The following is a 12,619-nucleotide window of genomic DNA, read 5'->3' on the forward strand; positions in this document are numbered from 1 at the left end:
GCCTGCGGGCGGGGTTCGCGCGGCGTGCCCTCGGGGGGGCAGGAGGATCCGCGGGGGACGGGGGCCGAGGGGGCGGCCGAGCAGCAACCAGAACAGGCCGCCGACCAGCGCCAGCAGCACCACGATGAGCACCCAGAGGATCTTGGGAAGGTTCCTGACCTCCTCGTCCGGCGTAGTGATGACGTCGAACAGGCAGTAGAGCCAGAAGGCGAGCAGCGCCAGACCGAGAAGCACGGACATGCCCGAACTGTAAGCCATCTCGCAGGCAGGCGGGGCCAGGCCGGAAACGGAGCGGAGCCGGAGCGCGAACCGGGTGGAGAGAGGCGCCGGTTCGGGGTGACGCGGGAAGATCCACACCGTACGGTGGGACCTGTTGCCGTTCTCCGACGGGAGCGCGTGGTGGCGCATTCAAGCGGGCGGGCAGGGTGAACACGGACAGAGGCCGTCATCGGCGGCGGTGGTGGCAGCGTGAGACGTCCCGCCGGGGTGGTGAGGCCGCCGTCCGCGAGGCGCCCAGGGAGGTTCCCCGCGGGCCCGAGCGGCCGCCGGGGAGTCCGGTCCCCGCCGACCGCCCGCAGTACACCTGGCGGGACTTCGAGCTGGAGGACGAGCGTCCCCGGGCCCAGCCCAACACCCCCGACGCCCCCGGCATGGGCGACGGCCTGCGGCACTGCGGAGCCCTGGAGCGCGTGCTGCACCGGCAGTGGGACGTCCGCGAGGGGCCGCCGCCCCCGGAGGTCGTGGGCGCGGTGGAGAGCCTCGCGCGGCTGCCCGACGGTCTCAAGGCGAAGCTGGCCGAGGGGCTGGAGGGCATCTACGTCGGCGCGGGCGGCGTGCCCGACCTGGACGACATGGGCTATCTGCGGGGCGCGCCGCTGCCGTCGGGCCGGGCGACGTGGGACGTCTGCGCCGGAGCGTACGGCGACCGCAAAGTGGTGGTGGGGGACAGGCCCTCACCCACCCCCGACGTGATGATGCATGAGATCGGGCACGCCCTGGACGACGTGGACGCGCCCCATGGAGACTGGGTGTCGGACTCCCCCGAGTTCGCCGCCCTCTACGAGCGGTGCGTCCCGGCCCTGGCCTCGGGTTTCCACCTGCAGCCGGGGACTCTGGGCCGCAGGGAGTTCTTCGCCGACGCCTTCGCCGCCATCGCGTCCCGGCAGCGCCCCGCCCTGGTGGACATGCTGGGCGGGGACACGCGGATGGCGCTCAATGTCATGTTGTTCTTCAACCGGCGCTACGGAATCTAGGTGGTCTGGGATGTACGTCATCCGGCTCGCTGACGGGACCCTGCGCGTGCCGCAGAGCCTGTCCAGCGATGACGGGCGTCTGATCGGCAACGCGTACGTGGAGCTCTCACCGGGGGATCCGGAGTACGACCGCTGGCTGCCCGAATCGCTCACCGAGGAGGAGGCGGCGGAGCGGCGGAGGCGGTGGCTCGCGGAGAACGACGAATTGGAGAAGGAGTTCCTGGCCTTCAAGGCCGAGCAGGACGGCTGACGTCCGCCGGGGGAACGATCCTGCCACCGCGGAGTGACTCCACGGTGACCCTGCGGCTTCCGGGTAAGGCGCGCAGGATCACCGATGGTGCGACGTCATACGGCGTCAGACGCGGGGGGACTCACCCGCCGGCCGTTCGGCCGTCAGGACGTCCTCACCGCGCAGAAGGGCGTGCACTTCCGACTCGCGGAACCGCCGGTGCCCTCCGGGGGTACGGATGCTGCTGATGCGGCCTGCCGCGGCCCAGCGCGTAACCGTCTTTGGGTCGACCCGGAAGAGGGCGGCAACCTCTCCGGGCGTCAGCAGACGCTCGCTGCTACTCTCCACAATCTCTCCCCCTCGCATCCCGCTTCCTGCCAGCGGGCGGACAGGTAACCAGTGTGCCGAGCGAAGCCTGATTTATCCGTGGTTTCGTTCATAGATCACGGGTTGTTATCGACTGACTGCCCGATTGTTATATGATAGAGCCTCTTTGAGGCTCTCGTGGGTGTTTCTTTACGTAACTGATCTGTTGGGAACACTAGCAGTGCTCGCGTCAGATGCGAAGAGCGTTCGCTTCGCGCTCGCGGCACGGCCTGGAAGGCCTTTGCCGCGTCGCTGCGCGCCCGCTCGCACCGGCATGCCGGGAGTGACGTAGCCTCGATGCCGTGCATCCCGCTTTCGCCTACACCGCGTCCCGGATCGGAGTGCTGGCCGTGACGGCCGGCGTGCTCTACCTTCTCGGGCTTCGCGATCCTTTCCTGCTGCTGGTCGCGTCATTCCTCGTCAGCGGCGTGGCCAGCTACGTCCTGCTGTCCAAGCAGCGGGACGCGCTGAGCGCGCGAATCGCCAAGAATCGCTGAAAACGGGGAATGTCACGGCAACGGGAACATGCCGATCCGGGCATGGTACTCGCGCCCGAGTCGGGTTGTGTCACTACCGACGAGTAGACCTCCCCGGTGGGCGAGAAACGCCTTGACGCCGATTCCGCGGGTCCGGGTGGGATTCCATCGCAGCGCCTTGCCCGTGACCGGGTGGATCGCCCCGATCCCCGTCCGGGCGACGGCTCCCGGGCCCGCCGAGTCGCGGCCGTGGGGGTTGTCGAGCCAGCGCTGGTGACCGCCCACGTAGACCGCGGCCCCGGTCACCGCCACCGAGTAGAGAGTGTCGCCGCCGGTGTGGTTCACCCAGGTCGGGTCCGTCTCGCCGCGCGCGCGGTCTCGAAGCGGGCGGTGCTGTCGCACAGCTTCCTGGGCCCGCCCGGGCCGCCGCTGGTGACGACCACGAAGTAGCTGCCGTCGGGGGCGAAGTCCAGTCCCCTGACGTAGCTGGGGAAGGTCGGCTTGCACGCCGGGGCGTAGGCGTCCGTCCGCCAGGAGGCGACCTTCGCCGGGGAGGCCCCGATGTCGATGAGGCCGAGCTGCGGCCGGGAGAGCCCGTCGAGGGTGCCGAAGCTGCCGTCGATCGCGAGCCGGTCCTTGGCCAGGGCCATGGCGTACACCTTGACCCTGGGCCCCCGGGGCGCGCCCGGCGTGATCGTGAAGGCGGGGTCGACGGCGCCGGTGGCGGCGTGCACCCGGGCCAGTGCCGTACGGCGGACGCCGGTGACGTGGGTGAAGTCCCCGCCCACGTAGAGCCGGGAGCCGTGCCGCACGAGGCTGGTGACCGTGCCGCCGGAGGCCCGGGCGCGGAAGGACGTCACCGGGGCGCCGTCCGCGAGCCGGAGCCGGACCAGCCTGGGGGTGGCGACGTCGCCGGTCTCGGAGAACGCGCCTCCGGCGTAGACGGTGCCGGAGGTCCCGGCGGCCAGGGCGTTGACCGGGCCGTCGAGGTCGGGGGCGAAGTCCGGCAGGATCCGCCCGCTGGCCAGGTCGTAGGCGAAGATGTTGGCGCGTTCCAGGATCCGGGTGCTCCCCGCGTCGCGCACCTCGCTGAACGATCCGGCGACCACCACCGTGCCGCCCACCAGGGCGATGGCGTTGACGATCCCGTCGAGCACGTGCGGGGTGGTGTCCACGGGATCGGCGGAGACGATCCCGCGGTGCTCGACGGTGCCGGCGGAGGCGACGCCCGCGGTGGTCCACCCGCCGATCCCTCCGTTGACACCTGCGGTGGTCAGGGCCAGGACGGTCGTCAGCACGGAGGCGGTTCTGACGGTTCTGACGGTTCTGGCGGTTCTGGCAAGCATTCGTCAAGTTCTAACAGACTCTTGGTAATCATGTCGCTACTTTCCGTGGATTGTGCGAACGGCCCTAGGCTTGCTGTCATGACGCGCGCTTCGCTGGACAAGCAACCGCACGAGGTCGCCTCGATGTTCGATCGCACGGCCCGGCGCTACGACCTGATGAACGACGTCCTCTCCCTGGGGCAGGACCGGTTGTGGCGCAAGGCCACCGCGGCCGCGGTCGACGCGGGCCCCGGCGAGCTCGTGCTCGACCTGGGCGCCGGCACCGGCACCTCGACCGACGCCTTCACCTCGCTCGGGGCGCGGGCCATCGCCTCCGACTTCTCCCTCGGCATGCTCCGCACCGGCGTCGCGCGGCGCGGCGGGTCCGGCATCTCCGGCGGCGGGGTGCGCGGGGTGACGTTCGTGGCCGGCGACGCGCTCAACCTGCCGTTCGCCGACGACAGCTTCGACGCGGTGACGATCTCCTTCGCCATCCGCAACGTCGAGGACACCGAGCAGGCGCTGCGCGAGATGCTCCGGGTGGCCCGGCCCGGCGCCCGCCTGGTGGTCTGCGAGTTCTCCCGGCCGACGGCCAGGTCCTTCGACCTGGTCTACACGCAGTACCTCATGAGGATGCTGCCGGTCGCGGCCAGGGCGGTCAGCTCCAACCCCGACTCCTACGAGTACCTCGCCGAGTCGATCAGGGCCTGGCCGGACCAGGCGTCGTTCGCGCGGACCATCCAGCGGGCGGGCTGGGAGAGGGTCGCCTGGCGCAACCTCTCGCTCGGCATCGTCGCCCTGCACCGGGGTTACAAGCCGGGTCCGAAAAATAGCGAATCGTCCGCCGTACCCGCCTGACACTTCTCCTCGGGAAAGCGTTAGACTGCCGCCCGACAAGTTTGTGAAGACCTTCACAAAGGAACGAAAGGCCCCTCACCCCGAGGCCGTCAAAGCGTGTAGGACAGGACAGGTCCCGTGACCGTGCCAGCCGCCCCACAGCGGAGTGTCGCTGAGGCTGACGCCGACGTCATCGTCGTCGGCGCCGGGCCCGCCGGTTCGACAACCGCATTCCATCTCGCACAGGCCGGACTGGACGTCCTGTTGCTGGAGAAGACCACCTTCCCCCGGGAGAAGGTCTGCGGTGACGGGCTGACGCCCCGCGCCGTCAAGCAGCTCATCGCCATGGGGATCGACATCGACGCCCCCGGCTGGGTCAGGAACAAGGGCCTGCGCGTCGTCGGCGGAGGCATGCGCTTCGAGCTCGACTGGCCCGAGCTGTCCAGCTACCCCGACTTCGGGCTGGTCCGCACCCGGCAGGACTTCGACGAGATCCTGGCCGCCAACGCGGTGCGCGGCGGCGTGCGCCTGCTGCAGGGCGTCAACGTCACCGCCCCGATCCTCGACGACCGCAGCGGCCACATCGTGGGCGTGACCGCGAGGAAGGACGGCGAGGAGGTCGCCTACCGCTCCCGGCTCGTGGTCGCGGCCGACGGCAACTCGACCCGGATCTCGCTGGCGATGGGGCTGCACAAGCGCGAGGACCGCCCGATGGGCGTCGCGGTGCGGACCTACTTCACCAGCCCCCGCCACGACGACGACTACCTGGAGACCTGGCTGGAGCTGTGGGACGGCGACCAGCTGCTGCCCGGCTACGGCTGGATCTTCGGCGTCGGCGACGGCACCTCCAACGTGGGCCTGGGACTGCTGAACACCAGCGAATCCTTCAAGGGCATGGATTACCGCGACCTCCTGAGGCGTTGGACAAGGAACATGCCCCCCGAGTGGGGCTACACCGAAGAGAACATGACCACCCCGATCAGGGGCGCCGCGCTGCCGATGGCGTTCAACCGCCAGCCGCACTACACGCGGGGCCTGGTGCTGGTGGGCGACGCGGGCGGGATGATCAACCCGTTCAACGGCGAGGGCATCGCGTACGCGATGGAGACCGGCCGGATCGCGGCCGAGACCGTCGTCCAGGCGCTGGGCCGCGGCACCGCCGCCCAGCGCGAGCGGGTGCTGCGGGCCTACCCGCAGGTGCTGAAGGACGCCTACGGCGGCTACTTCACGCTCGGCAGGGGCTTCGTCGAGCTGATCAGCCGGCGCGGCGTGATGAACTTCGCGACCCGGCACGCGCTCCCTCACCCCGGCCTGATGCGCTTCGCGCTCAAACTCCTTGCTAATCTCACCGACCGGCGAGGCGACGCGTCCGACCGGATCATCAATGCCCTGTCGAAGGTCGCACCACCGGCATGACCTCACAAAACATCCGGAAGCCGGGACGAATGGTAATCATGCCCCCGCCTAGACTTATGCGTCATGACAACGTGAGCTACGCGCCGGCGCGCGTGGAGATGGGAGAGGAGGCGTAGCGATGGAGCTGTACGCACCCATCCTGGTGCTCGCCGTTCTGGGAGCGGGCTTCGCGATCTTTTCGGTGACGATCGCGCCCTTCACCGGTCCCAAACGCTGGAACCGCGCGAAGCTCGACGCCTACGAGTGCGGCATCGAGCCCACCCCCCAGCCGGTCGGCGGCGGCCGCTTCCCGCTGAAGTACATGATCACGGCGATGCTGTTCATCGTCTTCGACATCGAGATCATCTTCCTCTACCCGTGGGCGGTCGCGTTCGACCAGCTCGGGCTGTTCGGACTGGTCGAGATGCTGCTGTTCATCGTCACCGTGCTCGTCGCCTACGCGTACGTGTGGCGCCGCAAGGGTCTGGACTGGGATTAGGACTATGGGACTTGAAGAGAAACTCCCCAGCGGCTTCCTGCTGAGCACGGTCGAGCAAGCGGCCGGCTGGGCGCGCAAGAACTCCGTCTGGCCGGCGACCTTCGGCCTGGCCTGCTGCGCGATCGAGCTGATGGCGACCGGCGGTCCCAAGCACGACCTGGCGCGCTTCGGCATGGAGCGCGCCTCGGCGTCTCCCCGCCAGGCCGACCTGATGATCGTCGCGGGCCGGCTGTCCCAGAAGATGGCCCCGGTCCTGCGCCAGATCTACGACCAGATGGCCGAGCCCAAGTGGGTCATCGCCATGGGTGTCTGCGCCTCCAGCGGGGGCATGTTCAACAACTACGCCATCGTGCAGGGCGTGGACCACGTCGTCCCCGTCGACATCTACCTGCCCGGCTGCCCGCCGCGCCCGGAGATGCTCATCGACTCGATCGTGAAGCTGCACGACAAGATCCAGAACATGAAGTTCGGCGCCCACCGCGCCAAGCAGATCGACGAGCTCGAACTGCGGGCGCTGCGGACGCTGCCGCTGATCGATCAGGGGACGGGCAAATGACTCGGAGCGAGCGCCCCGGAGTCCGCGGCATGGTCCGCGAGGTACGAGCGGCCCGCGCCGCGAACGAGGAGCGGTGAACGACCATGAGCACTGAGAACCTCCCCGGCGTGCCGGAGGAGCCGGTGGCCCACACGGGCATGTTCGGCGCCCGGGACGCCGGCGACACCTCCGGCTACGGCGGCCTCGTGGTACGGCGGGCGCCGAGGCTGTCGACCCCCCGTCCCTACGGCGGCTACTTCGACGCGGTCGCCGACGAGCTGGAGCGCGCCCTCGGCGGCGACCTGGCCGACGCGGTCGAGCGCGTGGTCGTGGACCGGGGCGAGCTGACCTTCCACGTCAAGCGCGAGCGGCTGCTGGACGTCCTGCGGCACCTGCGCGACGACCCCGCGCTCCGCTTCGAGCTCTCGCTGGGCGTCTCCGGCGTGCACTACCCCCACCTGGAGGGTGAGGAGCTGCACGCGGTCATCCACCTGTGCTCGATCACGCACAACCGGCGGCTGCGCGTCGAGGTGTCCTGCCCCGACGCCGACCCGCACATCCCGTCCAGCGTGTCGATCTACCCGACGCACGACTGGCACGAGCGGGAGACCTGGGACTTCTTCGGGATCGTCTTCGACGGGCACCCGGCGCTGACCCGCATCATGATGCCCGACGACTGGGACGGCCATCCCCAGCGGAAGGACTACCCGCTCGGCGGCATCCCGGTCGACTACCGCGGTGCGCAGATCCCGCCGCCGGACCAGAGGAGGTCCTACAAGTGAGCGAGCGTGGCGAGCGAGCCATGGAGCGCAGCAGTTCGCGAACGAGTGCGACGGAGGAGGACTCGTGAGTGCCCCCTACGAGGAGGCGACCGAGGGCAAGGTCTACACGGTTTCGGGCAACGACTGGACCGAGCTGGTCGGCACGCTCAGCGGCCAGCAGGACGAGCAGCTCGTGATCAACATGGGCCCCCAGCACCCGTCCACGCACGGCGTGCTCCGCCTCATCCTCAACCTCGACGGCGAGACGGTCACCGAGGCCCGCACGGTCATCGGCTACCTGCACACCGGCATCGAGAAGACCTGCGAGTACCGGACGTGGACCCAGGGGGTCACGCTCGTCACCCGGATGGACTACCTGGCGCCGATCTTCAACGAGACGGCGTACTGCATGGCCGTCGAGAAGCTGCTGGGCATCACCGACCAGGTCCCGGAGCGGGCCCAGGCGCTGCGGGTGCTGACGATGGAGCTCACCCGCATCTCCTCGCACATGGTGGCCATCGCGACCTTCGGCATGGAGCTGGGCGCGACCACGCCGATGCTCTTCGGCTTCCGCGAGCGCGAGATGGTGCTCGACCTGCTGGAGTACATCACCGGCCTGCGGATGAACATGGCCTACGTCCGGCCGGGCGGCGTCTCCGTCGACCTGCCGGCCGGGGCGGTGGACAAGATCGGCGAGTTGCTCAAGGTCATGCCGAAGCGCATCAAGGAGATGCGCAAGTTGCTCGACGCCAACCCGGTCTACCTGGCCCGGACCCGGGACATCGCCTACCTCGACCTCACCGGTTGCATGGCGCTGGGCATCACCGGGCCGATCCTGCGCTCCGCCGGCCTGCCGTGGGACCTGCGCAAGTCGCAGCCGTACTGCGGCTACGGGACCTACGAGTTCGACGTCGCCACCGAGAAGACCGCCGACGTCTACGGCCGCTACCTCGTCCGGATGGCCGAGATGGAGGAGTCGCTCAAGATCATCGAGCAGGTCCTCGACCGGCTCGGCGGCCCGCTCAAGGGCCAGCGCGTGATGGTGGACGACAAGAAGATCGGCTGGCCCTCGCAGCTCGCGCTCGGCCCCGACGGCTACGGCAACTCGCCCGACCACATCGCGCACATCATGGGCGGCTCGATGGAGGCCCTGATCCACCACTTCAAGCTGGTGACCGAGGGCTTCCGGGTCCCGGCGGGCCAGGCCTACGCGAGCGTGGAGGGCCCCCGCGGCGAGATCGGCGCCCACGTGGTGAGCGACGGCGGCACCCGGCCCTACCGGGTGCACTTCCGCGACCCGTCGTTCACGAACCTGCAGGCCGTGCCTGCGACGTGCGAGGGCGGCATGGTCGCCGACGTCATCTCGGCGGTGGCCTCGATCGACCCGGTTATGGGAGGTGTGGACCGGTGACGTATGCACCTGAGGTCCGTGAGCGTCTGGAACGGGACGCCAAGGAGATCATCGGCCGCTATCCCAGGACGCGGTCGGCCCTGCTGCCGCTGCTGCACCTGGTGCAGTCGGTGGACGGCTACGTCTCCGACGACGGCCACGAGTTCTGCGCCGAGATGCTCGGCCTGAGCAAGGCCGAGGTCGTGGGCGTGTCCACGTTCTACACGATGTACAAGCGCAAGCCGATGGGCGACTACCACGTCGGCGTGTGCGTCAACACGCTCTGCGCCGTCATGGGCGGCGACCAGATCTGGGACGAGCTCTCCGAGCACGTCGGCGTCGGCCACGACGAGGCCACCCCGGACGGGAAGATCTCGCTGGAGCGGCTGGAGTGCAACGCCGCCTGCGACTTCGCCCCGGTGATGATGGTCAACTGGGAGTTCTTCGACAACCAGACGCCCGGTTCGGCCAAGCAGCTCGTCGACGACCTGCGGGACGGCAAGGACGTCTCCCCGACCCGCGGCCCGAAGAAGCTCTGCACCTTCAAGGAGGCGTCGCGGGTCCTGTCCGGACTCCCCGACGACCTGGCCGGCGACGGTCCCTCGGCGGCGGGCCCCTCCCTGGAGGGCCTGAAGGTCGCCAAGGCCAACGGATGGAAGGCCCCCGAGGCATGACGACTCTCACCCCGGTCCTCACCGCGAACTGGGACCGGCCCGACTCCTTCACCCTGCCCGGCTACGGCGGGGACTACAAGGCCGCCAAGAAGGCGCTGGGCATGGAGCCCGACGCCGTCATCCAGGCGGTCAAGGACTCCGGCCTGCGCGGCCGCGGCGGCGCGGGCTTCCCCACCGGCATGAAGTGGGGCTTCATCCCGCAGGGCGACGGCAAGCCGCACTACCTGGTGGTCAACGCCGACGAGTCCGAGCCGGGCACGTGCAAGGACATCCCGCTGATGATGGCCAACCCGCACTCGCTGGTGGAAGGCGTGATCATCACGTCCTACGCCATCCGTGCCAACCAGGCCTTCATCTACGTGCGCGGCGAGGTGCTGCACGTCATCCGCCGCCTGCACGCGGCCGTGCGCGAGGCGTACGAGGCCGGATTCCTCGGCAAGGACATCTTCGGCTCCGGCTACGACCTGGAGCTGGTCGTGCACTCGGGCGCGGGCGCCTACATCTGCGGCGAGGAGACGGCGCTGCTCGACTCGCTCGAGGGATATCGCGGCCAACCCCGTCTCAAGCCTCCGTTCCCGGCGGTGGCGGGACTGTACGCCTGCCCGACCGTCATCAACAACGTCGAGTCCGTCGCGAGTGTTCCCTCGATCATCGCCAACGGCGCCGAGTGGTTCGCCGGCATGGGCACGGAGAAGTCGGCCGGCTTCGGCATCTTCTCGCTGTCCGGCCACGTCACCCGGCCCGGCCAGTACGAGGCGCCGCTCGGCATCACGCTGCGCGAGCTCCTCGACATGGCGGGCGGCATCCGCGCCGGGCACCGGCTGAAGTTCTGGACGCCGGGCGGGTCGAGCACCCCGATCTTCACCGAGGAGCACCTGGACGTGCCGCTCGACTTCGAGTCGGTCGGCGCCAAGGGCTCCATGCTCGGCACCCGCGCGCTGCAGATCTTCGACGAGACGACCTGCGTGGTCCGCGCGACCATGCGGTGGACCGAGTTCTACGCGCACGAGTCCTGCGGCAAGTGCACCCCCTGCCGGGAGGGCACCTACTGGCTCAAGCAGGTGCTCAAGCGGCTGGAGAAGGGTCAGGGCACCGAGGAGGACCTGACCACGATCACCGACATCGCCGACAACATCCTGGGCCGCTCCTTCTGCGCCCTGGGCGACGGCGCGACCAGCTGCATCCACTCGTCGGTGAAGCTCTTCCGCGACGAGTACCTCAAGCACTTCGAGATCGGCGGCTGCCCGTTCGACCACGCCCCGTCCACGGTGTGGGGGGCCAAGTGAGCGAGTACAACCGCGGCACCGTTCCGGTCGCGGGGCCGACGGAGGAGGCACCATGAGCGTCGAACCCACCACCCCGGCGCAGCAGCCGGCGGAGCTGGTGACCCTGACGATCGACGGGTTCCAGGTGAGCGTCCCGAAGGGGACGATGATCATCCGGGCCGCCGAGTTGATCGGCATCCAGATCCCGCGCTTCTGCGACCACCCGCTGCTGGACCCGGCGGCCAACTGCCGCCAGTGCCTGGTGGAGATCCCGGACGCGGGCAACGGCCGCGGCTTCCCCAAGCCGCAGCCCTCCTGCGCGATCGAGGTCGCGCCGAACATGGTCGTGCAGACCCAGCTCACCTCCCCGGTCGCGGAGAAGGCGCAGCGCGGTGTCATGGAGCTGCTGCTCATGAACCACCCGCTGGACTGCCCGGTCTGCGACAAGGGCGGCGAGTGCCCGCTGCAGAACCAGGCCATGTCCAACGGCCAGGGCGAGTCCCGCTTCCACGAGCACAAGCGCGTGTTCGAGAAGCCCGTCCCGCTCTCCACACAGGTGCTGCTGGACCGCGAGCGCTGCGTGCAGTGCGCGCGCTGCCTGCGCTTCTCCGACGAGATCGCCGGCGACCCGCTCATCGAGTTCTTCGAGCGCGGGGCCAAGGAGCAGGTGGGCACGGCCGACGGCAGGCCGTTCCAGTCCCTCTTCTCGGGCAACACCATCCAGATCTGCCCGGTGGGCGCGCTGACCAGCGCCGCCTACCGCTTCCAGGCCCGCCCCTTCGACCTGGTCTCCACCCCCACCGCGTGCGAGCACTGCGCCAGCGGCTGCTCGCTGCGGACCGACCACCGCCGCGGCAAGGTCACCCGGCGCCTGGCCGGCAACGACCCGGAGGTCAACGAGGAGTGGAACTGCGACAAGGGCCGCTTCGCCTTCGCCTACACCAACCAGCCCGACCGGCTGAAGACCCCCCTCGTCCGTGACGAGGAGGGCCACCTGGTCCCGGCCTCCTGGCCCGAGGCGTTCGCCGCCGCGGCCAAGGGCCTGGCCGCGGCCCGCGGGCGCGCGGGCGTGCTGGTCGGCGGCCGCGTCACGGTAGAGGAGGCGTACGGCTACGCGAAGTTCGCCCGGATCGCCCTCGGCACCAACGACGTCGACTTCCGGGCCCGGCCGCACTCCGAGGAGGAGGCGCGCTTCCTCGCGCACGCCGTCGCGGGCAAGGGCATCGAGATCCGCTACCGCGACCTGGAAAGCGCCCCGGCGGTGTTCCTGGTGGGCTTCGAGCCCGAGGAGGAGTCGCCGATCGTCTTCCTGCGGCTGCGCAAGGCCTGGCGGAAGAAGGGCCTGAACGTCTTCTCCGTCGCGCCGTTCGCGACCCCGGGCCTGGCCAAGATGAGCGGCACGCTCGTGGAGGCCGCCCCCGGCGCCGAGGCGAAGGTCCTTGCGGACCTGGCCTCGTCCGCCGCCGCGGTCGCCGAGGCCGCCGAGGCGGTCAGGAAGCCCGGCGCGGTCATCCTGGCCGGTGAGCGCCTGGCGACCGTCCCCGGCGCGCTGACGGCCCTGCTGAAGCTCGCCGAGGCGAGCGGCGCCCGGCTGGCTGGGTCCCGCGCCGCGCC

Annotated in this window: 15 protein-coding genes and 1 pseudogene; 12 read left to right on the forward strand and 4 right to left on the reverse strand. The window is 69.9% G+C overall.

Going from position 1 to position 12,619, the window contains the following annotated elements:
- Positions 1–240 (reverse strand): PLDc N-terminal domain-containing protein (locus ACWJ6R_RS18190; RefSeq protein WP_449063364.1); only part of this gene is annotated, 240 nt, incomplete at its 3' end.
- A 185-nt stretch (positions 241–425) separates the two neighbouring features.
- Here ACWJ6R_RS18190 and ACWJ6R_RS18195 point away from each other — a divergent pair.
- Entirely contained in the window at positions 426–1,253 is an 828-nt protein-coding gene (locus tag ACWJ6R_RS18195; RefSeq protein WP_449063365.1) for a hypothetical protein, read from the forward strand.
- A gap of 10 nt (positions 1,254–1,263) precedes the next feature.
- On the forward strand, positions 1,264–1,503 hold the full coding sequence (locus ACWJ6R_RS18200; RefSeq protein ID WP_449063366.1) for a hypothetical protein: 240 nt from the start codon (positions 1,264–1,266) through the stop codon (positions 1,501–1,503).
- A 105-nt stretch (positions 1,504–1,608) separates the two neighbouring features.
- Here ACWJ6R_RS18200 and ACWJ6R_RS18205 read toward each other — a convergent pair whose 3' ends face one another.
- Complete coding sequence (locus tag ACWJ6R_RS18205; protein ID WP_012887349.1) at positions 1,609–1,848, reverse strand: BldC family transcriptional regulator; 240 nt, start codon at positions 1,846–1,848, stop codon at positions 1,609–1,611.
- A gap of 302 nt (positions 1,849–2,150) precedes the next feature.
- Between ACWJ6R_RS18205 and ACWJ6R_RS18210 the strand changes: the two genes are divergently transcribed.
- The gene (locus tag ACWJ6R_RS18210) at positions 2,151–2,345 is read left to right on the forward strand and encodes a DUF4229 domain-containing protein (protein ID WP_449063367.1); all 195 of its coding nucleotides are present in this window, start codon (positions 2,151–2,153) and stop codon (positions 2,343–2,345) included.
- A gap of 12 nt (positions 2,346–2,357) precedes the next feature.
- Here ACWJ6R_RS18210 and ACWJ6R_RS18215 read toward each other — a convergent pair whose 3' ends face one another.
- Both ACWJ6R_RS18215 and ACWJ6R_RS18220 read right to left on the reverse strand, forming a co-directional pair.
- A complete protein-coding gene (locus ACWJ6R_RS18215; protein WP_449063368.1) occupies positions 2,358–2,669 on the reverse strand; it encodes a hypothetical protein in 312 nt (103 codons plus the stop codon).
- Entirely contained in the window at positions 2,666–3,622 is a 957-nt protein-coding gene (locus ACWJ6R_RS18220; protein WP_449063369.1) for a hypothetical protein, read from the reverse strand. Before ACWJ6R_RS18220 ends, ACWJ6R_RS18215 begins: the two co-directional genes overlap by 4 nt.
- Before the next feature lie 126 nt (positions 3,623–3,748).
- Between ACWJ6R_RS18220 and ACWJ6R_RS18225 the strand changes: the two genes are divergently transcribed.
- From ACWJ6R_RS18225 to ACWJ6R_RS18265, 9 genes and pseudogenes are all read left to right on the forward strand, one after another.
- Complete coding sequence (locus ACWJ6R_RS18225; protein WP_449063370.1) at positions 3,749–4,507, forward strand: demethylmenaquinone methyltransferase; 759 nt, start codon at positions 3,749–3,751, stop codon at positions 4,505–4,507.
- Between the two features lie 117 nt (positions 4,508–4,624).
- Positions 4,625–5,902: a geranylgeranyl reductase family protein gene (locus ACWJ6R_RS18230; protein ID WP_449063371.1), complete on the forward strand. Its 1,278-nt coding sequence runs from the start codon at positions 4,625–4,627 to the stop codon at positions 5,900–5,902.
- A 118-nt stretch (positions 5,903–6,020) separates the two neighbouring features.
- On the forward strand, positions 6,021–6,380 hold the full coding sequence (locus ACWJ6R_RS18235) for an NADH-quinone oxidoreductase subunit A (RefSeq protein WP_068898202.1): 360 nt from the start codon (positions 6,021–6,023) through the stop codon (positions 6,378–6,380).
- A gap of 4 nt (positions 6,381–6,384) precedes the next feature.
- A complete protein-coding gene (locus ACWJ6R_RS18240) occupies positions 6,385–6,936 on the forward strand; it encodes a NuoB/complex I 20 kDa subunit family protein (RefSeq protein WP_189239829.1) in 552 nt (183 codons plus the stop codon).
- 83 nt (positions 6,937–7,019) lie between these two features.
- A complete protein-coding gene (locus ACWJ6R_RS18245) occupies positions 7,020–7,697 on the forward strand; it encodes an NADH-quinone oxidoreductase subunit C (protein ID WP_449063372.1) in 678 nt (225 codons plus the stop codon).
- Between the two features lie 64 nt (positions 7,698–7,761).
- A complete protein-coding gene (locus ACWJ6R_RS18250; protein ID WP_449063373.1) occupies positions 7,762–9,087 on the forward strand; it encodes an NADH-quinone oxidoreductase subunit D in 1,326 nt (441 codons plus the stop codon).
- Positions 9,084–9,740, forward strand: a complete 657-nt coding sequence (gene nuoE, locus ACWJ6R_RS18255; RefSeq protein ID WP_449063374.1) for an NADH-quinone oxidoreductase subunit NuoE — start codon at positions 9,084–9,086, stop codon at positions 9,738–9,740. Before ACWJ6R_RS18250 ends, nuoE begins: the two co-directional genes overlap by 4 nt.
- The gene (nuoF, locus tag ACWJ6R_RS18260; protein ID WP_449063375.1) at positions 9,737–11,026 is read left to right on the forward strand and encodes an NADH-quinone oxidoreductase subunit NuoF; all 1,290 of its coding nucleotides are present in this window, start codon (positions 9,737–9,739) and stop codon (positions 11,024–11,026) included. Before nuoE ends, nuoF begins: the two co-directional genes overlap by 4 nt.
- A gap of 52 nt (positions 11,027–11,078) precedes the next feature.
- Positions 11,079–12,619: pseudogene (locus ACWJ6R_RS18265) on the forward strand (NADH-quinone oxidoreductase subunit G); the annotation flags it as partial.

It is taken from the genome of Planomonospora algeriensis, assembly GCF_977012225.1.

Excerpts from the sequence above, each read along its gene's own strand:
- ACWJ6R_RS18235 (WP_068898202.1), top strand. The coding sequence starts at position 6,021 with ATGGAGCTGTACGCACCCATCCTGGTGCTCGCCGTTCTGGGAGCGGGC.
- ACWJ6R_RS18240 (WP_189239829.1), top strand. The coding sequence starts at position 6,385 with ATGGGACTTGAAGAGAAACTCCCCAGCGGCTTCCTGCTGAGCACGGTC.
- ACWJ6R_RS18225 (WP_449063370.1), top strand. The coding sequence starts at position 3,749 with ATGACGCGCGCTTCGCTGGACAAGCAACCGCACGAGGTCGCCTCGATG.
- ACWJ6R_RS18200 (WP_449063366.1), top strand. The coding sequence starts at position 1,264 with ATGTACGTCATCCGGCTCGCTGACGGGACCCTGCGCGTGCCGCAGAGC.
- ACWJ6R_RS18245 (WP_449063372.1), top strand. The coding sequence starts at position 7,020 with ATGAGCACTGAGAACCTCCCCGGCGTGCCGGAGGAGCCGGTGGCCCAC.
- nuoF (WP_449063375.1), top strand. The coding sequence starts at position 9,737 with ATGACGACTCTCACCCCGGTCCTCACCGCGAACTGGGACCGGCCCGAC.
- ACWJ6R_RS18205 (WP_012887349.1), bottom strand. The coding sequence starts at position 1,848 with ATGCGAGGGGGAGAGATTGTGGAGAGTAGCAGCGAGCGTCTGCTGACG.